We start from the raw sequence: 21,024 nt of genomic DNA on the forward strand, positions 1-21,024 counted from the left end.
CCTTAAGCCCTTTTCTGTTTCTTTCTTGCAAGATTATTTATTCGATCGACTACATCACCCGTAGTCATTCCGATTTCTTCTAATAGCTTATCAACGCTGCCATGCTCGATGAAACGGTCTGGAATACCCATCCGGTCAATTTCTATATGATGAAAGCCGTTTTCATGGGCAAATTCAAGTACCGTACTCCCAAAACCGCCTTGAAGAACTGCCTCTTCAATCGTTAAAATCGGCATATGATCTTTAAATAATTCGAGAAGCATTTTTTCATCTAAAGGTTTAATAAATCTTGCATTGATTACCTTTATAGATTGGCCTTGTTTCTCTAGAATAGCAGCTGCTTTTAATGCCATTGGAATCGTTGTACCGAATGTGAGAATGGCAGCATCTGTACCATTCTTAAGCACTTCCCAAGTCCCAATCGGAATTTTGTGAAAGCTTGTATCCATTGGTACACCCAATCCATTTCCGCGTGGAAATCTCAAAGCTATCGGGCCATCATCGTAGTTTACAGCAGTATAAACCATATGCTGGCCTTCATTTTCATCCTTAGGCATCATCAAAACAAGATTTGGCACATGTCTCAAAAAGGCAATATCAAAAACACCTTGATGTGTTTCACCATCAGCACCAACTAAGCCAGCACGGTCAATTCCAATAAAGACATTTAAATTCTGCCGGCAAATATCATGCACAACCTGATCATAGGCACGTTGAAGAAATGTTGAATAAATAGCAAGAAACGGCTTCATTTTCTGTGTTGCTAAGCCAGCAGCGACAGTTGCAGCATGCTGTTCTGCAATTCCAACATCATACATCCGTTCAGGGAATTCACTTGCAAACCCTTCTAATCTAGAGCCTACCGGCATAGCTGGAGTAATGGCAACAATCCGGTCATCTTCTCTTGCTAATTTTCGAACCGTTTCACTTACAAGCGAGCTCCATGCTGGCGGCGTATTAACCGGTTTCACAAAATCCCCTGTTTCAATTTTGTATGGTCCTGTACCATGCCATGTTCCAGTTGTATCACGTTCAGCAGGGGAATAACCCTTTCCTTTTTTTGTAATAACATGCAGCAGGACGGGTCCCTCAGTTTTCTTAGCATAGCTTAAATTTTCAAATAAGCTTTCAAAATTATGACCATCTACTGGTCCAAGATAGGTGAAGCCCATCTCCTCAAAAAACATCCCTGATACAAAAAGATATTTAAGGCTATCCTTTAATCTTTCAGCTGTTGAAGCAAGCTTGCCTCCTACTGCAGGGATTTTTTTCAGGAGAAGTTCGAGTTCATCCTTTGCCCACTGGTATTTTCCAGCTGTACGAAGTCTTCCAAGAACATTGTGCAGTGCCCCTACATTTGGAGCAATGGACATTTCATTATCATTTAAAATGACAATCATATTCTTTTTTTCATGGCCAATATGGTTTAATGCCTCTAAAGCCATTCCGCCCGTTAAGGCACCATCACCAATAACAGGTATTACGAAGGATTTTTCTTTTTTCAAATCCCTGGCAATCGCCATTCCCATTGCAGCAGATAATGAGGTTGAACTATGCCCAGTTTCCCATACATCATGTTCACTCTCAGCCATTTTTGGAAATCCGCATAAGCCCTTATATTGCCTCAATGTATCGAATTGATCGGCACGGCCAGTTAGGATTTTGTGAACATATGATTGATGGCCTACATCCCAAATAATTTTGTCCTTCGGGCTGTCAAAGCATTTATGCAAAGCAATCGTTAATTCGACAACGCCTAAATTAGGTCCAATATGGCCCCCGGTATAAGACAACTTTTCAATTAGAAATTGGCGTATATCTTGACTTACTGCCTCTAGTTCTTTATTTGATAACCCTTTTAAAAAAGAAGGGTCTTTAATTTTCATTAGATCCATACAGAGGATCACTCGCTTTCATTTCTTTATCATGCACATATCTCTTAGATGTTCATAAAACTTAACCTTATATATGGTTTATTATAACAGTATGAATGAAATCCTCAAGGTAGTGTAGTAATTTGCCAATTAGAGATATTGCCCAATGCTTTATCATATAGTGTTTAATGATTTCGCGTTTCTATTAGTTCAGTAATTTCCTCAAGCAGCTTTGTATTCAGACCTGTTACTGAAAGCTTGGACTTTGCTTGCTGGATATGATGGTGCAGAGCTTCTTTTGCGCCATCCAATGTAAGCAATGATGGATAGGTACTCTTATGTTTAGAAGCATCACTGCCAACAGGCTTTCCAATTACTTCTTCCGTTCCTTCTAGATCAAGGATGTCGTCACGTATTTGAAAGGCGATTCCAAGATGGTAAGCAAACTCAGCAAGTGTTTTCATTGTTTCCTTGTCTGCCCCTGCAAGAATAGCACCTGCCACTACACTGTATTGCAACAGTTTACCCGTTTTGTGAACATGAATATACTCTAATTCATTTAAGTTTAAGGCCTTGTCCTCTCCGCTTATATCAGCAACTTGTCCGCCGACCATTCCTTCAGCTCCAGCTGCTATTGACATTTCTCTAATGAGATTAAGCTTCGTTTCTGCATCCGTAAATTCTGAAGGGGTTTCAGTAATTAATTGGAAGCTGTATGTTAATAAGGCATCACCTGCCAAAATCGCAAAAGCATCACCAAACACCTTGTGATTTGTTGGCTTTCCCCGCCTTAAATCATCATTATCCATGCTCGGAAGATCATCATGAATGAGCGAGTACGTATGAATCATTTCTATTGCTGCAGCAGTTTGAAGACCTTTTCGTGTGTCTTCCCCAAATGCTTCGAGAGTAGCGAATAACAGAAGCGGTCTTATTCGCTTTCCTCCGGCTTCTAATGAATAAAGCATCGATTCTTTTATAACGGAAGGTGCATTCAGTTTGCTGACACTTTCCTTAAACATATTTTCTAACAAGTTTTTTTGATTTTTTGCAAATAAAGAAAAGGATGACTGCTGCAAAATTACTCCTCCTCGGGGATGACGAAATTTTCTTTTCGGCCATCCTCTGTCAAAATTTGAGTGAGCTGTGATTCTACACTTTTCAGCTTATCATGACAAAGCTTAGATAGCTCCATACCTTGCTTATAAATATTGATGGCCTCTTCAAGAGGGACGTCCCCTTCTTCCAGCTTTTCTACAATCACTTCTAATTTCTCCATAGCCTCTTCAAATGTTAATTTTTGTTCTGAAGACAACGTATTCACTCCTCTATTTCCGTAACAAGGCAATTAATGATTCCATCAGGTACCTTTATTTTTACTTGGTCATTTTTCTGAATTTGTTTAACGGATTTAATTAAGTTTTCTTGCTTTGTATAAACAAGACTATAGCCTCTATCCATAATTTTTAATGGACTTAATGCTTCTAAAGTAGCAATTTTATGTGAAAAGTCTTTTTCTTTAGCGGCTAAAATATTATGCATGACTTTGTTTAGCTGTTTTTGCATTTTTTCCTGTTGTTCTTTAGAGGCTAGTATTAAATCGTTCAAAGGCTTTCGCTGTATTCGTTTCTGTATTTTCTGCCATTCGTCAATTTTTTGATCAAAAAGCTTTTTAGAACCTTTCTCAAGCTGCTCTGCTAATCTGTCTACCTGCTCAAGCTTTTGTTCATACAATTTCTGCGGGTAACGAAAAGCATATGATTTTTGAATTCTTGAAAGTCTTTCGCTTTTTAGTGTCATATGTTCCTTAAGTGCCCTTAGTAAGCGCGACTCTCGATTTAGAACTCTTTCTGTCAAATCCTCAATATGGGGGACGGCCATTTCAGCAGCACCTGTTGGCGTAGGAGCACGTAAATCAGCTACAAAATCAGCAATAGTAAAATCAGTTTCATGACCAACAGCTGAAATGATGGGAATTTGCGAATGAAAAATGGCTTTTGCCACCTCTTCCTCATTAAAAGCCCAAAGCTCTTCAATCGAACCCCCGCCACGCCCAATAATAAGCACATCTGCCTCATTTAATTGATTGGCTAATTGTATTTGCTTCACAATAGATGGTGCAGCCTGTAAACCTTGTACAAGTGCAGGGAATATTAAGATATTTACCACTGGATAACGCCTCTTAATCGTGGTCAAAATATCACGGATTGCAGCTCCAGTTGGGGAAGTAATAATACCGACTGTCTTTGGAAATTTCGGGATAGGCTTTTTATTTTGAGGTGAAAAAATTCCTTCCTTGTCAAGCCGTTCTTTTAACTGTTCAAAAGCTAAATATAAATCGCCAACTCCGTCAGGATGCATTTCTTTAATATAGATTTGATACTGACCACTTGGCTCATAAACGGTGAGATCGCCTCTAATAAGAACCTTCATCCCATTTTCAGGCGAAAATTTCATTCCCCGATTATTGCTTGAAAACATGACAGCAAGAACGCGGGCTTTCTCATCCTTTAATGTAAAATACATATGTCCGCTGGAATGCTGTTTATAATTCGAGATTTCCCCTTTTACAAGGACATTCTGCAAATGCGGATCAGCATCAAATTTTCTTTTTATATATTTAGTAAGAGCATTCACCGATAAATAGCGTTGGTCTTTCATAATAGTCTCCTTTAGAGTTGTTACCACAACAAAACTGCCCTTTCATTATAGATTTAGTTTCTCAAACCGTCACGTAAAAAGCGTGCAGTGTAAGAGGACTAAAGCATCATTTGAAAAGGGCAGAAGCTAGACAATTTATTAATTTTTACTTTGCAATTTTTGCTGAATGGACTTAGCGGCCTTTAATGTATTGGACATAAGCATCGTAATCGTCATTGGACCTACACCGCCTGGTACAGGTGTAATATAGCTTGCTACTTCTTTCACTTCATCGAAGTCCACGTCTCCGCACAGCTTACCTTCATTATTACGGTTAATTCCAACATCAATAACGATCGCACCTTCTTTCACATGCTCCTTCGTTATGAAATTCACCTTCCCAACAGCTGCCACAAGAATATCTGCTTGTCTAGTAAATTCTTTCAAATCTGTTGTTTTGGAATGACAATATGTAACCGTTGCATGTTTATTTAGGAACAGCTGGCCTGCCGGTTTTCCCACAATATTACTGCGACCAACGACAACTACATGCTTGCCCGAAATATCTGCATTAATAAAATCAAGCATTTCCATTACACCATATGGGGTACATGGCAGAAACGCATCCTGGCCTGTCATCATTCTTCCAATATTAACAGGGTGAAAACCGTCAACATCTTTATCTGGAGAAATTGTTTCAATTACTTTCACTTCATCAATATGTTTAGGCAAAGGCAATTGGACTAGAATCCCATGAATATTTGGGTTCTCATTAAGTTCTATTACTTTCCCAAGGACCTCTTCTTCACTTACCCCTTCAGGCAGCTCAATTAACTCAGAATGCATTCCAAGATCCTTACACGTTTTCTCTTTACTCGTGACATATGTTCTGGATGCTGGATTATTGCCGACTAAAATCACCGCAAGTCCCGGAGTAATGCCTTCATTTTTTAATTTTTCTACTTCTTCAGCAATAAAGGATTTTTTTTGTCTAGCTATTTCTTTTCCATCAATCAAATTCACAGTCATGTCATCTTCCCCCTAATCATTAATAAAGGAACCTGCTGAATCATCAAAGCTGCTGTTTAATCTTGGAAAGAACTCCATTTATAAACTTGCTCGACTGGTCATCCCCATATAATTTTGCAATTTCAATTCCCTCGTCAATAACGACATTTTGTGGTGTATCTGTGCAAAATAATAGCTCATAAACGGATAGTCTTAAAAGATTTCGATCTACAGTTCCCAATCTTTCTAATGTCCAATTTTCTAAATTTTTCTTAATTGTTTCATCAATTGTTACTTTGTTTTCTACAACTCCATTGACAAGCTGATTGAGAAATTCATTGCTTGGTGCATCCTCTAAAACGTGTTCAATGGCTAAGGCTGGATCTACTTCGCTTACATCAATTTGAAAAATGGCTTGTAATGCTTTTTCTCTTGCTGTTCTTCGTTTCATCTATTATTAACTCCTTTAACAGGGAAAGATTCAGTTAACGCTCAATTTTCTTATACTTACATGGGCTATTATCATTTATGCCATTTACTTCTCTAAAAAATACATTTTAAATCATAGCACAAGTATGTCCAATAAGCACTGAGTAAGAAAAAATTTTTCCCCCGTTAAGCCAATACCTATACCCACCATTACTCTAGCAGAAAACAGAATAAATTTAAACTATGTAAAGAAGATTCAAGTAAAAAAGCCAAAGACAAATTTGGCGTCTTTGGCCTTTTCATATTCAATTACATTTCCTGCTCATATTCCACTGCTTGTTTTTGATTTTCAAAAACGATTCCAACAACATGGACATTTACTTCTTGTGCTTCTAGTGCAGTCATATTCAATAATGCCTGCCGAATATTGTCTTGAATTTTCTGGGCAACATTTGGAATAGAGATGCCGAATACCATAGAACAATATACATCTACCTTAATACCGTCCTCAGAAAGCTCAACCTTTACACCTTTGCCATGATTTTTCTTTCCTAATCGTTCTACAACGCCTGTAGCGAAGTTGCCGCGCATTTGCGCCACTCCTTCTACTTCTGACGCAGCGATACCAGCAATGACTTCAATTACTTCCGGAGCAATTTCAATTTTGCCTAATCCACTATTCTCATGACTCATTTCCAGAATATTCTCGTTCACCTCAGCACCTCCAATTAGTCTTCTTTCTGCATAACATTATACATTTCTAAGAATTTAGTGTTAAATTGACCATCCACAAATTTTTCATGACTAAGAAGCTTTAAATGGAACGGAATAGTCGTGTGCACACCTTCAATAACAAATTCGCTTAACGCTCTTTTCATTCGGGCAATGGCTTCGTCCCTTGTTGCCCCATAGGTGATTACCTTTGCAATCATAGAGTCATAATAAGGAGGAATCATATACCCCGGATATGCAGCGGAATCAACACGAACTCCTAAACCGCCTGGAGGAAGATACATATTAATTCTCCCTGCTGATGGCATAAAGTTCTTCTCTGGATTTTCAGCATTAATTCGGCATTCAATTGACCACCCGCTAAAAGTAACATCTTGTTGCGTAAAATTCAGCTTTTCACCTGACGCAACTTTAATCTGTTCCTTAATCAAGTCAACCCCAGTTACCATTTCAGTAACTGGATGCTCAACCTGAATCCGAGTATTCATTTCCATAAAGTAAAATTTACGATTTCGGTAATCATAAATAAATTCTATCGTGCCAGCGCCTGTATAATCAACTGCTTTTGCTGCTTTTACTGCAGCATTTCCCATTTCTTCACGTGTTTCCCCATCTAATGCTGGGGAAGGTGTTTCTTCTAATAGCTTTTGCAGTCGTCTTTGAATCGAGCAATCTCTTTCTCCAAGATGAACTGTATTTCCGAATGTATCAGCTAGAACTTGAATTTCAACATGGCGGAAATCCTCAATGTACTTCTCTAAATACACGCCTGGATTGCCGAAAGCAGTTAAAGCTTCCTGCTGGGTTATAGTAATTCCTTTTACAAGCTCTTGCTCATTACGGGCTACACGTATTCCTTTTCCGCCGCCGCCTGCTGTTGCTTTAATAATAACCGGATATTCAATCTTGTTAGCAAGCTCTCTAGCTTCCTCAATATCCTTAATAATTCCATTCGAACCTGGGACAATTGGAACACCTGCTTCCTTCATTGTCTCTCTTGCAATATCCTTCGTTCCCATTTTCGTAATGGCCTCAGGCGTTGGACCTACGAAAATAATATTGCATTCACGGCATAGCTCAGCAAAATCTGCGTTTTCCGCTAGGAAACCATACCCTGGATGAATCGCATCACAATCTGTTAACTTTGCGACACTAATGATATTGGTGAAATTTAAATAGCTATCTTTAGACGCTGTCGGCCCAATGCAATAGGCTTCATCAGCAAGCTGGACATGAAGCGCATCCTTGTCAGCCTCAGAAAAAACGGCGACCGTTTCAATCTCCATTTCGCGGCATGCACGAATGATTCGAACAGCGATTTCTCCTCTGTTTGCAATTAGCAGTTTTTTAATCATCCTGTTACCGCTCCTTATTCTGCTTTTACTAAAAATAATGGCTGGCCGTATTCTACTAATTGGCCATCTTTCACTAGAACTTCAACAATTTCCCCATTGACTTCAGCTTCGATTTCATTGAATAGCTTCATTGCTTCTACGATACAAACAATCGAGTCACTAGAAACCTTAGAACCCGCCTTTACATATGGATCTGAATCTGGTGATGAGGATTGATAGAATGTTCCAACCATTGGAGAAACAATTTTATGTAGGTTCTTCGTATTAGCCTCTGCTTCCTTAAAAGGTTCTTGAACAGCAGTTTCAACTGGAACCTGTTGAACAGCAGCAGTTTGTACTGGCTGTGGAACTTGAACTTCCTGAACTGCAATCTTCGCTGGCTGAACAACAACTGCTTCAGCCGTATTCTTTTTCATTTTTATTTTCGATCCTTCATGCTCATATACAAATTCATCAATATTTGACTGATCGACAAGCTTAATAAGCTCACGAATTTCTTGTACTTTTAACATATTGGGCACCCCTTGTTTTCACTTGAGTTCATATATTCCTGGCTAATTCACCTGATGAATAATGAACCCGTAGAATAATTTATGACTAACTACTAATATCATACGATAAAATCTTATTCAAATTCAATAATGTATTACGACTATGAATAATAATTATGCCCAATTACCCTTTTCTCAACGAATTTTTTCCACATTTTCTAGCGATATGTTAAAAATTCGTGAATTTCCTCAGAGGAATTTCAAATGAAATAGCGAAATAATAATTCAAATGAACTAGGAATAGAGGGTAGATTAGAAAATGAGTTCGATACATGAGATAAAAAGAGAAGATTTGATTCGAAAAAATTCCTTAATTATCAAAGCAGCCTTAGTATGTGTCGTTCTTGCTGCCATTGTCGATATTGTGATGAAGAAGGATTTGGCAGTCATTCTTTCCATTATTATTGCAGGTGGAGCAGGAGTCGGAATCGTTTCTATCATGCATTATTTTAAAAAAGGAATATCCCTCATTCCATATTTAGCTATTCTAATAGTTTCAATCGTTATATTTGTCATAATGGAAAATAGTGTATCCCCGACAGCCTATTTTTTAATTTATTTAGTTGTTGCCATAGCCGCTATTTATATGCAGCGAACTATCCTTTTGCTTGCTTTTGTTCTAGGCTTGGCGGTGATAACGGTTTTCACTTTTTTACATCACGGTCAACTGCTACTTGAAATGAAAAATTATGTAACCATTTATTTACTCTTTTTTCTTGTAACTATTCTGCTTTTTTTCCAGCTAACCTTATCTAATAAACTATCGGAACATATAGTTTCGGCACAAATCAAGACCCAATTATTATTAGAAAATAATTTTAAAATGAAACAGACAGTTCAAAACAGTTCAACAGACCTCTTTTCCATGATTGAAAATGTGAAACAAATGAGTCAGGAAAATTATGAGGCAGCAGTAGAGATGAGCCATTCTATTGCAGAAATCTCCTCTGGCATTCAATTCCAAACTGATACTGTCCTTGACATTACCCATTCTCTTGACCGTGCTAATGGTCTAACATATCGTGCAAGTATGCTTATAGAAAAACTCCATAATGATTCTATTGAAGCTGAGCAGATCACAGAAAAGGGACGTTCTCTCGTTCATCATTTAAGAAAAGATTTAGAGCACTCCTATAATGAGATACATAAAGTGTATAATGAAATTTCTTCACTAGCAAACCTTGTGAATGAAACTTCCCATTTTTCAGCCAGCATTCGAGCAATAGCAGAGCAAACGAATCTATTGGCACTCAATGCATCGATAGAAGCAGCAAGGGCTGGGGAAAGTGGAAAGGGCTTCGCTGTCGTAGCTGAGGAAGTAAGGAAACTAGCAGATATAACTGGAAAAACAGCAAAACAAATAACAGACAATCTTAATAGAATTACGATGAATACAGATGAAGCGAAAAATAATGTTCAATTAGCAGGAAATAAAGTCAGCAGTAATCTTACACTTTCAGATGAAACACATGTCGCATTTCTAGATGTATATCAAAAGTTTAGTCATCTAAAAGATGATATTTCAAATTATGATTCCCTTACGAAAGATATTAATGAATCTTCTAAGTCCATCAGTAAGTCTGTTAACGAATTTAGTTCTGTGATTGAACAAACTTGTTCAGCTTTACAAGAGCTTTCCGCAACAGTCGGTTTACAGACACAACACCATGAGCATTTGGTTCATGCTGCAGCAAATGCAAATAAATCAATGGAAGAGTTAATTAAGCTACAGGAAAAATAGCGGCGCCCCATGGGTTCCGCTATTTTTGAATCTATCAAATTTATTTACTTTGGAGCTTTAAACTCAACTGTAACTGCTTGAAGACCGCCAATTTCGTTATTTACTTCACGGATAATGTCGTTTGCAGCTGAACGGGAAAGTTCTTTCGCTTTTACAGTCACACGGACATTTTTCCCCTCTGCACGCACTAGTACATCTTCGTAATCCATTGAGCGAATTAACATTTCTAGCATTTCTTCTTTTTTAGCAAGGGCATCCAGCTGGTCAATCTGATCTTTTGCGGCGCTGATTTCCTCAGCAGGAAGCTGGGTATTTGCCATCTTAGCTGATAACTCTTCAATCATTTTACTGCGCTCATCATTAAGCTTTAGGCGTAAAGCTTCAAACATTTCATCACCAGATGCATTGGTAATGACTTCGCTATCGTCTAAATTCTCTGTTGCTGCTGGTTCATTTGACTGCTCAGCTTTTTCAGGCGAATTGGCCAAATTCTGACCATTTTGCTCAGGTGAGGTAATATAATACACCGACAAGACTACGACTAAGCTCAGCATCGTTAATAACCAGACTGTTTGTTTTTTTAATAACATCATGAATCCCCCTTAGTTTTTTTTGGCATTACCGCAACCCTGTGGCTAGGTACATCCAAGACACGCGTTACTGCTTCTATAATCCATTTTTTTACTTGTATATTATCAGCCCCTTTTGCAACGACCAGAACCCCTCTAATTTTAGGTTTCTTTGTTTCTATTACAATTGGAACCTCTTCTTCTCCTCTTCTTGTAATGACTAGCTGCTCTTCATTTGAAATATCCTCGACATTTCTCTTTCCGCCTTCACGATCGGTTTCGTCTGTAACTTGAGTCTTGCTAGTTCTGTTCTTCTCGAGGATCTTCGCTTCAGTCGCATCAACGTTAACAACTACTGTCGCATCCTCTACACCAATGATGGCATCGAGTGCTTCCTTCAACTGGGCTTCATATGCCCTTTCATAAGCAGCAATCGTGTCATTGCCTGCCTTCTTCTTTTGGCCAAATGCTGGTACATCCTCTTCCTCATTCGCTTCCTGCTGATTATTCATGACAGGTATGTTTGCATTTGAAGACTTATCATTAAAGAACATATTGCTAATTAGCATAATGGCTGCCCCAAAGAGGAGGACAAGAAGCAAATATTGATACTTCCCAGGCTTTTTATCAGGCTGATCGTCTTTAGAAAGCCATTTTTTCAATAATGTAAAAGGCCCTTTATCTTTATCCATCCTTTTTTAACTTCCCTCCTTCTACCCGAACTTCAATTTTTTCTTCATTCACATTCCATTTTTCCGCTAATAGAGAGGTGATTTTTTCAGTTCCGCTGTTTGGACTGTTCGAAGGAAGAGATTCCCGCGCATTGATTTCGACTTTTTTAACAACTTCAACAGCTTCCTTTTTTTCGTCTTTAGCCTTCAAACGCACTGTTACTTTTTGAAGGTTTTCCGGGAAAGTGTTATCGGCTTTTTCATTAACTTCAACATCAATTCTTGAAATTTCTAATTGATACTGTGCCATCAGCTCCTCTTCCACTAGCTTTTCTAATTGGACAGCCATGTCTTCTAGAATATATGCATCTTGCCAGGCTTGTATTTCTCTTTTCTTCATTTCAATTGAATTTTCTAAGTTTTTTTCTCCCGGACCTTCTATTGCTGGTACAGAAGCAAGCACTTTTTCGAAATCATTTGAAATGAGCTTTAATACTGGTGTTAATATAACGGCAATCAGTAAAAGCCCTGTCACCATTTTTGTATACTTTTGCAGATTTGAATTTGGAAGCAGCATATCGATCACTGTGGCTAATAGGACAAATAAAATAATATTTGTAATCCATTCTTTAATAAAATCCATTTCGCTTACCCCCTACCTGACCATCATCGTCAAGTTTCCAGCTGCAATGATTACAGTGATACTTAAAAAGAACATGAGGGAAACAACAGCTAGTGCAGCAAAAACATAGATGACACTTTTACTAATAATGTCAAGGCAGGAGATAATAGGCCCGCCGCCTAAAGGCTGTAAAATAGCAGCCGCAAATTTATATATAAACGCAATCATGAGAATTTTGATTGCGGGAAATGCCGCAATTAGAATTAGGATGGCTACTCCAGCAATTCCTACTGTATTTTTTAGTAAGACAGAGGCACTAATGACAGTATCTGTAGCATCTGTAAACATTCTGCCGATCACCGGTATGAAATTGCCGGTAATAAATTTAGCCGTCCTAATTGCCACACCATCTGTTACAGCAGCAGAAGCTCCTTGAACCGAAATAACTCCTAAGAATACTGTTAAAAACAGACCAAGCAGGGCAATACTCCAATTTCGCAATAAATTTGCGAGCTGAGTCACCTTGTAGTGATCAGACATGACACTGACAATACTGAGCAATGCCGATAGAAACATTAAAGGCAATACAACATATTGAATTAATAAACCGCTCATATTCATTAAAAATAGAATGACTGGATGGAAAAATGCAGCGGATATAAGCCCCCCTGACGAGGCGATTAAAGCGAGCAATAAAGGAATAAGCGCAAGTATAAAGGAAATCATCGTATCAATTGCTTCCTGAGTATAGCTAATGGCTATATGGAAACTGTTTAATGCCAAGATGATTAGAACCATAAATACGATTGCATAAGCAGCCTTGCTGACTGTGCTCTTTTCAAAGGAGTTTTGCAGAGATTGCAGAAACATACTGAATATTGTTAGTAATATTAGTGATCCTAATAGTTTTCCATTGACAATAAATTCATGGAAGATAAATTTCAAGAACCCTGATGACCAGTCTTTAAAGGAAAATTTCTTCTCTCCTTTTAGAAATTCATATAGACTTCCTTTTTGGCTTTCAGGCAAAAAACCTCCATACTCACTGCTGATTTTTTCCCAAAAGCTTTTTAATTCATCTATATTGAGAGAATCCAACTGAGCATTAACAAGCGCTTGCGGACTTACTGTTTTATTTACTTCTTCTGTTTGCGGAGAGGCTTGTACACTTGGTATTAGTAAAAAGAAGAATAGTAGATTGAGAAATAATATTTTCTGCAGCCGTTGCTCCATCCGTTACACCTCATTTAAGAAAAATGCCGCACATCTATTTAGCTAGGTATCATTTTAATAATCGTTTCAATCATGACAGTTAATATCGGAATTGCCATTGCCAGGATAAGAATTTTTCCCCCTAGTTCAATTTTTGAAGCAATTGCTCCTTGTCCTGCATCCTTCGTAATTTGAGCCGCAAATTCAGCAATATAAGCGATGCCAATAATTTTTAAGATCGTTTCAATATAGATCATGTTCACTTTTGCATTGACTGCAATTCTTTCAATCATGTGAATAATGGCATAAATTTGATCGACTAAAAAAAGAAAAATCGCACAGCCAACAAATACAATGAGCAAAAAAGCAAAGTTTGGCTTTTGTTCCTTTACAATTAATGCAAGAAAGGTTGCTACAAGTGCGACTCCGACTATTTGCATAATTTCAATGGCAAAGACCTCCCTTAGCCCTGAAATAAAAACACCGATTTAATTTTTTGAAATAGGTCATCTACAATGGAGGCAACCATGAACAAAATATAAATAAATCCAAACAGTGTCACCCACTGGGCATATTCCTTTTTTCCAACTTGATCGAGAATGGTATGCAGAAAAGCAACAACAATTCCGACACCCGCAATTTTGAAAATAATATCAACCTCAAGGCCCATCCTTTTCCCTCCTATGAAAATCAAGCAGCATGCTTCGCTCCAAGTAAGTGTTTCCGTCATTTACATTAATAAAATGATTAATAACAATCCTGATAGAAATCCTAGACTTTTCACCATCTTTTCATATTTGGCTTGTTTGTCGTAGGCATCGTTCTCTTCTCGTTCTAAGTGAGATAATGTCAGCATGATTTGCTTTTGCTGCGACTTTCGATCATGGCGGCCTAATGTTTCTCCAAATTGTTTCATTATTTCAAACTCGCCTTGTTTCAAAGCGGTCATCTTCCAAATTTCCTTTAGGCTTTGCTCCCATGCATCCCTTACCGTTGTTTCAGTATTTGTTAGTTTTATTGCGAAATTTTCAAAGAACCAGGATAATGGCTTTGCCGATTGAACCGAGAGCCTCCTTGCCGCTTCATGCAATGGAGTATGCCCATACATAATTTCAGCTTCTAATGACTGTAAGGCTGATTTCAACTGCCTAAGCTGGCGAGGCCGTTCATGCAGATGCCTAGATGCTTCAAAACCAGCCCATGTCGTGGCAACGATTATAAAGACGGCACCAATTAATTTCATCATTTAGGTCACTCTCACTTCATTTATAATCCCTTTTCCATTCCCATCCCTTAAGCCAGCTACAGTTCCAGGGCCATTTTTCCTATTTAACTCAATAAACCGCTGAAATATTCCCATTTCTAGGACAGGCTTCATCGTGGGCCTCTTTCGTATTTCTTCTAAGGAGTTTCCGTGTGTTGTCATGATGAGCTTTATTCCTGCATTCACAGCCTCCATGATCGCTTCTGCATCTTCTTTTCTCCCGATTTCATCAACAATGAGTACTTCAGGACTCATTGAACGAATCATCATCATCATGCCCTCCACTTTTGGGCAAGCATCCAAAACGTCAATTCGCGGACCGAATGTCATTTGAGGAATGCCATTCACGCTTCCTGCAATTTCAGATCGCTCATCAATAATTCCAACCTTGTAGGCTGCAAACCGATTATTTTTGTCGCCGCTTGAAATGATTCTTGCAATATCACGAAGCAATGTTGTTTTTCCCGTTTGCGGCGGTCCAATGATCATCGTATGAAGCCAAGAGCCATTTTCTAGCAAGTTCGTAATCAATTTATCTGCTATCCCAATTTGTTCTCTGGCAATACGGATATTAAAGGAAGAAATATCTCTTATAGCCTTTACACTTCCATTCTCTAGGATGACTTTTCCTGCTAAACCGACACGATGTCCGCCCTCAATCGTGATATAACCCCTGCGTAATTCTTCCTCAAGGGTATAAATAGAAAAATGGCTAATCTTGTTTAACAAATTCAGAGCATCCTCTTGCTTTACAACATAGGGTAGAAATTGTGGTTTTCCTTTAATCGTTAATTCAAGCGGGCGATTAATTCGTACACGTATCTCTTCCAATTCATTTAATTGTGGAGGGGAAATATGCATCATTTTTTCTGAAATATTTTTCGGTAAAAAAGCTAGAATCGTTTCCAATGCGTTGATCCTCCTATATGGCTTTTCCTAGTCGGGTGCTCTCCACTTTTCCTGTCTAGCTTCGAGCACCATCGGCTCGAGGTCATAAGCCAATCCATCAAGAAGGTTAAAGGACAACCTTCTCGCTGGCTTGTCTTATGCTTGAGGCCCGCAGGATNNTGCCACAGGACGTGGCGTTTTTAGTCTGCGTTCCTACTTAGCGGGTGCTCTCCGCTTTTCTATTTGGACTAGCATGTTTCTATTTAAAATGTATGCCTGCGTTGAAACATTATGACTTTGATTTAATGTGTTGTACTTTATTTAATCTTTTTATCTGAGTATTAAGTGCTGATTTCACAAAAAATAAAAGAAATGATCCAAAAGGAGACAAAAGAATAATGAGAAAAAATATATTTAGCCTTTTTCTAACTATTATCGTGATCGGACTGAGTTTTCACTCTAATAGTTATGCAGGAAGAAGTGAGCATCCTATAGTCAGGGAAATAGATTCCGCCCCAAAAAATGTCATTTTCTTAATTGGGGATGGGATGGGGATAGGGCAAATTGAGGTTGCCAGACAAATGGAATATGGGAAAGAGGGTCGGCTTTTTCTTGAATCCCTTCCATTTGTTTCTCTTGTCCATACGTCTTCATATAATAATGCCGTTACTGATTCGGCTGCCGGGGGAACCGCTTTAGCTATTGGGAAAAAGACAAATAATGGAATGATCGGTGTAACAGCAAATGGGCATGAATCTGACAGTATTCTTGATGTATTTAAGAATCATGGAAAGAAAACAGGTGTGATCTCTACTAATACAGTTACAGATGCAACACCAGCAGCGTTTACTGCCAGTGTCAAAAACCGTTGGACTGGCCAAGATGAGATTGCTCACCAGCAGCTTAAAAATGAAGTAGATGTTTTGTTAGGTGGAGGGGCTGATTTCTTTCGGGCAGATCACCAAAATGGAAGGGATTTGATAAAAGAGGCTATTCATGAAGGGTATACTTTTGTTTCTAATCGTGATGAATTATTAGCAGCGAAAGGCATGAGAATGCTTGGTTTATTCAATCCTTCTTATATGAGTTTTAAATTAGATCGAAAATTTTTAACCAGCCAAGAACCAAGCTTAAAAGAAATGACTGAAAAAGCGATTGAATTTTTAGCTAAAGAAGAAAAGGGTTTTTTTCTAATGTCTGAAGGAGCACGCATTGATCATGCCTCACATGCAGCAGATTTAACAAGTGTCTGGAAGGAAGTCATTGAATTTGACGATGCTGTGAAATATGCCGTGAATTGGGCAAGAAAGGAAGGAAACACACTCGTCCTCGTTGTTGCTGACCATGAAACAATGGGTATTTCTGCGACAGAACCGCTAAACATTGAAGGGCTTAAAGAAGTGAAGGCCACACCTGAATATATGGTTAGTAAGTTTATCAGAAAAACTAATTCATTGGAGTTTGAACCGAATAGTGTTCAAAACACGGTAAAAAAATATGCAAATATCGAATTAACTGCTAATGAAATTACTCAGTTGAATGATAGGGTAAGGAATGTACAAGGAGTTGTTTACCCTCAGCATCAGGCAGCTTGGGTATTAGGAAGTATAATAGCTAAACATTACCATGCGGGAATCGTTGACTCATCCATACGGTCCATAAGTTCCACAGGAGGTCATACCGCCAATCCAGTCCCGCTATTTGCATTTGGAAAGGGTGCAGATGTTTTTAATGGTGTGCTAGATAATACGGATATCCCTAAGAAAATTGCTGAATTAATGGGATATGAATGGTGAGTAAAAAATATTGTTCGAATGTTCTATTTCCTATAGCCGTATATATTTACAAATCCCAATATACGGAAAGCGAGGGAAAATGATGTATTATCAACAGCCATCCTTTAGAACACCTCCTGCCGGTGGAAGAAAGAAAAATATCATCAGAGTTTCCGGCATAGGAAAGGTAACTGCGGCGCCAAATCGAGCAGAAATCACATTAGGTGTTTCGACAGAAGATGTTCAATTAGAGAAAGCTCAAAACGATAATGCTGCCACAATAGGTAACATAAAAACCGCCATAAATTCAATAGGCATTCACGATGAGCAAATACGAACGGTGAATTATTCCATTTTTCCACAATATGATTATATAGAAGGTAAACAAACCTTCAGGGGTTACAGAGTAGAACATCTCCTGCTTATTACGATTGGTGATATGGAGAAGGCGGGATTAGTCGTTGATACGGCAGTAAAAAATGGAGCCAATATTATCACAGGCATTAAATTTTCTGTAAGTAATCCAATCCAATATGAACAACAGGCATTAGCTATTGCTGTTATCAATTCTTTTCAAAAGGCTGAAGCGATTGCAAAAACCTTAGGAGTTCAACTGAATAATACCCCTATTTTAATAACGGAAATGGGGCTGCAGCGCGGAGAACCTTTTCCGATTCATACAGCCGCTTTCGTTAAAAGTGAAGTTGCCACGGCAATTCAGCCAGGCACATTAGAAATGAGCAGTGAGATTTTAGCTGAATATTCTTACCTTCCATAAACATAAAAAAGCAATAACCGAGTGGTTATTGCTTAAGTATCCATATGTATAGCCGCCTTTGCCGCCGATTTATATGGAGTTTCATACCTGCTCCTCCAGGTGGGTGTCCGCAATTACTGCCCAAACGTCCTCTCATTGGAGGCATGTTTTTCAAGTAATGGTATTGAACTCCCTTAAAAAATATAAAGGTTGAAACTTCATATACAAGCGTACAACGCAGCTTCTATATACTTATAATACGTAATATGGACGAAAACTTCAAGTGGAAATCATTTACAGCATAGGGCCATTAATAGGAATGACCCCTTTCAGATTCATTTATTTACGCCCTAGATACGTATGAGCCTTCATCTGTATTGATAATTAATTTATCACCTTGGTTGATGAAGAAAGGCACTTGAACGATAAGGCCCGTTTCAAGCTTCGCCGGCTTAGAACCGCCAGAAGCTGTATCCCCTTTAATACCTGGCTCTGTATCGATTACTTCCAACTCAACTGTATTTGGAAGCTCCACTCCTAAAGTTTCAGTATTATACATCAAAATATGAACTTCCATGTTTTCTTTAAGAAATTTCAATTCATACTCAATGGCAGATGCCGGTAATTCAATTTGATCATATGATTCATTGTCCATAAAAACATGCTGGTCCCCATTAGCATATAGGTATTGCATTTTTCTATTATCAATTTGTGCTTTTGCAACTTTTTCACCCGCACGGAACGTTTTTTCCTGAACATTTCCATTACGAAGATTACGCAGTTTTGAACGTACGAAAGCTGCACCTTTCCCTGGTTTTACGTGTTGGAAATCCATTACACGCCAAATTCCGTTATCTACCTCGATCGTTAAGCCTGTACGAAAATCATTAACAGAAATCATTAAAAAATCCTCCTAATTGTCTAACATGTCTTTGCTAGCTCATTCGCCAAAAAGGGCGTACTTTAAAGCTATTTACATTATAAAATGATTAGTTCTTTTGTTGAATGAGTGAGCGATTCATTATGGTCTTTTGTAATAACCGTATCGTCTTCAATCCGAACTCCGCCAAGTCCAGGGATATATATGCCCGGCTCCACAGTTACGACCATACCAGGTTCTAGAATAACATCTGATTTAAAGGAAAGTGTTGGTCCTTCATGAACTTCCAGTCCAATCCCATGGCCAGTGGAGTGACCGAAGTTTTCCCCGTAACCCTTTTCAGTAATATAATCGCGTGTAAGAGCATCAGCTTCTTTTCCGCTCATTCCAGGCTTAATGCCATTCATACCTCGTAATTGTGCTTGAAGAACAATATCATAAATCTCTTTAAGCTTGGCCTCAGGCTCTCCAACTGCTAGAGTTCGAGTGATATCTGAAATATATCCATTATAATAAGCACCAAAATCTAATGTAACGAAATCGCCTTTTTCAATTACTTTGTCACTAGCTCGTCCATGCGGAAGTGCAGATCGGTAGCCGGAAGCAACGATAATATCAAAAGAAGATGAAGCAGCGCCAGCTTTTCTCATAAAGAACTCTAATTCATTCGACACATCAAGCTCCGTTATACCGGGACGAATGAATTCAAGAATATGTTTATATGCAGCATCCGCTATATCAGCTGCTGCCTTTAATATCTTAATCTCTGCCTCACTCTTAATCAAGCGTAACTTTTCAATTTCGCCAGATACAGGTACTAATTCTGCATCTACTGCCTTTTCATATGCTTTGTAAGCAGAAAAAGTTAAATGGTCCTGTTCAAAGCCAAGCTTTTTAATGCCTAGTTTCTTTGCTTGTTCAGCTACCTCATCAGGGATGGAGCCTGCATGTTTTACAATTTCATAGCCTTCACATTCCGCAGAAGCCTGCTCAATATAACGGAAATCAGTAATGAATTGTGCATTTTCCCCACTTATCAGGACTACACCTGCAGAACCGGTAAAGTTTGTCATATATCGGCGATTATACTCACTTGTGATCAGCATACCATCAATGCCTAATCGTTCGAGAACCGATCGAAGTTTCTGAAGCTTTTCCATTTTTTCTTCTCCCCCTAAGTAAGCTGAATATCCCTATTTTCTAATAGTAAATGTACAGCTGAATAATTCACCAAGAACATTCTATCACAATTGAATTTATTTTAACTACCATGAAAAACCAAATTCGTTTAATCATTCACCTTTTCATATAGGATGATAGCCATTAGGATTTCGCCTCATTTTCCCTGCTTTCTTTATATTTCACTTCGCCCTCTTCATAAGATATCGAATATCCGACAAATACACCATATAATACATATAAACATATAGATGTAATAATCGTATTTCTCTTAAGTTCATGGAAAGGGCTTATCCCAGGAAAAATAGGATTTAGCACAAAAAAAACTAGCAGAAAAAGAACAATTCCATAAAAAACCCCTACCCAAATACTAGGCATCCTTCTTAGCAGGGCATAATAGATAAGTGCTGCTACAATAGAGATCACACCTATTATCAGAAGGGAAATGACTGTTCCGAGCCAGCTATCCTTCCAATCTCCAATTGTCCATGGATCTAATATGACCTTCGGGTGTATTTCTGTTAAATTAATAAAGTGAACAAAATAACCAATCCCGCTCCAAAGTATCCCTCCAATTAGTCCTGTTAATATAACCATCGTCAAGAAAGACATCGGCTTTTCACTTTGATTTTGATCAGTTTGTTTATCTTCTGCCATATTTTCCACCTCCATTTATATTATGTCCCTATGCCATTATTCACTTGCATGTCAAAATGAATTAAGGCTCCCTGCTTGATTAAATATATCTTCCTAAAAAAGTTAAATTATTTAAGATCAAATATTTAGTCATTCCTAGAGGTTTTTTTGGATTTCTAGTAGAATAAAGATAGGTACATACAGCTTTAGACGTATTCACATTTTGAACAAGGTTTTTCAA

Annotated in this window: 23 protein-coding genes and 1 other RNA gene; 3 read left to right on the forward strand and 21 right to left on the reverse strand. The window is 38.2% G+C overall.

The features are described from left to right. Positions 1–2: 2 nt before the first annotated feature. From dxs to accB, 9 genes are all read right to left on the reverse strand, one after another. On the reverse strand, positions 3–1,895 hold the full coding sequence (gene dxs, locus V7127_RS14685; RefSeq protein ID WP_335354277.1) for a 1-deoxy-D-xylulose-5-phosphate synthase: 1,893 nt from the start codon (positions 1,893–1,895) through the stop codon (positions 3–5). Positions 1,896–2,059: 164 nt separating this feature from the next. After that, the gene (locus V7127_RS14690; protein ID WP_335487127.1) at positions 2,060–2,953 is read right to left on the reverse strand and encodes a polyprenyl synthetase family protein; all 894 of its coding nucleotides are present in this window, start codon (positions 2,951–2,953) and stop codon (positions 2,060–2,062) included. A 2-nt stretch (positions 2,954–2,955) separates the two neighbouring features. Beyond that, the gene (locus V7127_RS14695; RefSeq protein ID WP_335487130.1) at positions 2,956–3,189 is read right to left on the reverse strand and encodes an exodeoxyribonuclease VII small subunit; all 234 of its coding nucleotides are present in this window, start codon (positions 3,187–3,189) and stop codon (positions 2,956–2,958) included. 5 nt (positions 3,190–3,194) lie between these two features. Next, on the reverse strand, positions 3,195–4,535 hold the full coding sequence (xseA, locus tag V7127_RS14700) for an exodeoxyribonuclease VII large subunit (protein ID WP_335487133.1): 1,341 nt from the start codon (positions 4,533–4,535) through the stop codon (positions 3,195–3,197). 138 nt (positions 4,536–4,673) lie between these two features. Then, positions 4,674–5,543 (reverse strand): bifunctional methylenetetrahydrofolate dehydrogenase/methenyltetrahydrofolate cyclohydrolase FolD, encoded by an 870-nt coding sequence (folD, locus tag V7127_RS14705; RefSeq protein WP_335354276.1) that lies wholly within the window; start codon positions 5,541–5,543, stop codon positions 4,674–4,676. Between the two features lie 43 nt (positions 5,544–5,586). Next, positions 5,587–5,973 (reverse strand): transcription antitermination factor NusB, encoded by a 387-nt coding sequence (gene nusB / locus V7127_RS14710; RefSeq protein WP_335487137.1) that lies wholly within the window; start codon positions 5,971–5,973, stop codon positions 5,587–5,589. A gap of 287 nt (positions 5,974–6,260) precedes the next feature. After that, on the reverse strand, positions 6,261–6,644 hold the full coding sequence (locus tag V7127_RS14715) for an Asp23/Gls24 family envelope stress response protein (protein ID WP_335344137.1): 384 nt from the start codon (positions 6,642–6,644) through the stop codon (positions 6,261–6,263). A gap of 35 nt (positions 6,645–6,679) precedes the next feature. Continuing rightward, complete coding sequence (accC, locus tag V7127_RS14720; RefSeq protein WP_335354274.1) at positions 6,680–8,038, reverse strand: acetyl-CoA carboxylase biotin carboxylase subunit; 1,359 nt, start codon at positions 8,036–8,038, stop codon at positions 6,680–6,682. A 14-nt stretch (positions 8,039–8,052) separates the two neighbouring features. Further along, positions 8,053–8,550 (reverse strand): acetyl-CoA carboxylase biotin carboxyl carrier protein, encoded by a 498-nt coding sequence (accB, locus tag V7127_RS14725; RefSeq protein ID WP_335354273.1) that lies wholly within the window; start codon positions 8,548–8,550, stop codon positions 8,053–8,055. Positions 8,551–9,619: 1,069 nt separating this feature from the next. Here accB and V7127_RS25915 point away from each other — a divergent pair. Further along, positions 9,620–10,330 carry a methyl-accepting chemotaxis protein gene (locus V7127_RS25915; protein ID WP_438824011.1) on the forward strand — a complete coding sequence of 237 codons (711 nt, stop codon included), beginning with the start codon at positions 9,620–9,622 and terminating at the stop codon, positions 10,328–10,330. A 44-nt stretch (positions 10,331–10,374) separates the two neighbouring features. Here the strand turns inward: V7127_RS25915 and V7127_RS14735 are convergent, their stop codons facing one another. From V7127_RS14735 to spoIIIAA, 8 genes are read right to left on the reverse strand one after another with little or no spacing between them, the layout of a single operon-like run. After that, entirely contained in the window at positions 10,375–10,923 is a 549-nt protein-coding gene (locus V7127_RS14735; protein WP_335354271.1) for a SpoIIIAH-like family protein, read from the reverse strand. Beyond that, a complete protein-coding gene (spoIIIAG, locus tag V7127_RS14740; protein ID WP_335354270.1) occupies positions 10,920–11,591 on the reverse strand; it encodes a stage III sporulation protein AG in 672 nt (223 codons plus the stop codon). The genes V7127_RS14735 and spoIIIAG overlap by 4 nt, the downstream gene beginning before the upstream one ends. Continuing rightward, complete coding sequence (spoIIIAF, locus tag V7127_RS14745) at positions 11,584–12,213, reverse strand: stage III sporulation protein AF (protein WP_335487144.1); 630 nt, start codon at positions 12,211–12,213, stop codon at positions 11,584–11,586. Before spoIIIAF ends, spoIIIAG begins: the two co-directional genes overlap by 8 nt. A 12-nt stretch (positions 12,214–12,225) precedes the next feature. Continuing rightward, positions 12,226–13,425: a stage III sporulation protein AE gene (gene spoIIIAE, locus V7127_RS14750; protein WP_335487147.1), complete on the reverse strand. Its 1,200-nt coding sequence runs from the start codon at positions 13,423–13,425 to the stop codon at positions 12,226–12,228. Between the two features lie 38 nt (positions 13,426–13,463). Continuing rightward, on the reverse strand, positions 13,464–13,844 hold the full coding sequence (gene spoIIIAD, locus V7127_RS14755; RefSeq protein ID WP_335344107.1) for a stage III sporulation protein AD: 381 nt from the start codon (positions 13,842–13,844) through the stop codon (positions 13,464–13,466). A 23-nt stretch (positions 13,845–13,867) separates the two neighbouring features. After that, a complete protein-coding gene (gene spoIIIAC / locus V7127_RS14760; protein ID WP_009794945.1) occupies positions 13,868–14,074 on the reverse strand; it encodes a stage III sporulation protein AC in 207 nt (68 codons plus the stop codon). A gap of 60 nt (positions 14,075–14,134) precedes the next feature. Next, positions 14,135–14,650: a stage III sporulation protein SpoIIIAB gene (gene spoIIIAB / locus V7127_RS14765; RefSeq protein ID WP_335354267.1), complete on the reverse strand. Its 516-nt coding sequence runs from the start codon at positions 14,648–14,650 to the stop codon at positions 14,135–14,137. Next, positions 14,651–15,577, reverse strand: coding sequence for a stage III sporulation protein AA (gene spoIIIAA, locus V7127_RS14770; protein ID WP_335354266.1), 927 nt, complete (start codon positions 15,575–15,577; stop codon positions 14,651–14,653). 377 nt (positions 15,578–15,954) lie between these two features. On the opposite strand from spoIIIAA, the gene V7127_RS14775 reads away from it, so the two are divergent. Together V7127_RS14775 and V7127_RS14780 are read left to right on the forward strand one after the other, a co-directional pair. Then, positions 15,955–17,352 carry an alkaline phosphatase gene (locus V7127_RS14775; protein WP_335487151.1) on the forward strand — a complete coding sequence of 466 codons (1,398 nt, stop codon included), beginning with the start codon at positions 15,955–15,957 and terminating at the stop codon, positions 17,350–17,352. A gap of 79 nt (positions 17,353–17,431) precedes the next feature. Then, positions 17,432–18,109: an SIMPL domain-containing protein gene (locus tag V7127_RS14780; RefSeq protein WP_335353468.1), complete on the forward strand. Its 678-nt coding sequence runs from the start codon at positions 17,432–17,434 to the stop codon at positions 18,107–18,109. A 45-nt stretch (positions 18,110–18,154) separates the two neighbouring features. On the opposite strand, the gene ssrS is transcribed toward V7127_RS14780, so the two are convergent. The 4 genes from ssrS to V7127_RS14800 form a co-directional block, all read right to left on the reverse strand. Continuing rightward, a non-coding RNA gene (gene ssrS / locus V7127_RS14785) (6S RNA) lies at positions 18,155–18,335 on the reverse strand. Positions 18,336–18,431: 96 nt separating this feature from the next. After that, positions 18,432–18,989 carry an elongation factor P gene (gene efp / locus V7127_RS14790; protein WP_335487154.1) on the reverse strand — a complete coding sequence of 186 codons (558 nt, stop codon included), beginning with the start codon at positions 18,987–18,989 and terminating at the stop codon, positions 18,432–18,434. A 77-nt stretch (positions 18,990–19,066) separates the two neighbouring features. Beyond that, entirely contained in the window at positions 19,067–20,128 is a 1,062-nt protein-coding gene (locus V7127_RS14795; RefSeq protein WP_335353467.1) for a M24 family metallopeptidase, read from the reverse strand. Between the two features lie 163 nt (positions 20,129–20,291). After that, the gene (locus tag V7127_RS14800) at positions 20,292–20,804 is read right to left on the reverse strand and encodes a YqhR family membrane protein (RefSeq protein ID WP_335344100.1); all 513 of its coding nucleotides are present in this window, start codon (positions 20,802–20,804) and stop codon (positions 20,292–20,294) included. Between the last annotated feature and the right edge of the window lie 220 nt (positions 20,805–21,024).

Source organism: Bacillus sp. JJ1773, from assembly GCF_036962035.1.
Lineage (GTDB): Bacteria > Bacillota > Bacilli > Bacillales > Cytobacillaceae > Cytobacillus.